This is a genomic window from Acidisoma sp. L85, assembly GCF_009765865.1.
GTDB lineage: Bacteria > Pseudomonadota > Alphaproteobacteria > Acetobacterales > Acetobacteraceae > Acidisoma.
The window spans coordinates 45,544-46,057 of the sequence record NZ_LMUQ01000043.1; positions in this window are offsets into that span (position 1 = coordinate 45,544).

The window sequence follows — 514 nt, forward strand, 5'->3', positions numbered from 1 at the left end:
GGCGGCAACGCTCATCGCGTCATTCTCATCACCCTCAGCAGACTGGTTCTCTCGTCAGCCTGCCGGTGATCGGTGCGAACGAAGCCTCCTCGCCTAAATTGTTTCGCCCGTTCGCACCGATCTGCTTGAGCCTTTGTTCACGGCTTTCGCTGAAACTTTGCCGGCGTACGCGGCGCCGAGACCCGCAAATAGACTTATCACGCCGCACATGGAGGACTTTTGGTTACGCCAGGAGCGGCACCCGTGCCTGACTTCTCTATCCGGCATGCGCGCATGAAGCTCCGCCGAGTCGCGCCGACGGTCGTCGGTCTCGCGCGGCGGCCCTCCTCTGCATCTGGAACTGTGGACAACACAGCAAGTTGTTGATGTTCAACGCGCGGCGTGGCAGGAGGACTCATCGCAGCAACAGCGATAGGCTGGAGGAACATGGCGACGACGACCAGAGCGTGGGAACTAGTCCACGAGGAACATACGCCGATAAAGCAGGCGGCACGAAGGCTTGGTGTTCGGGTAT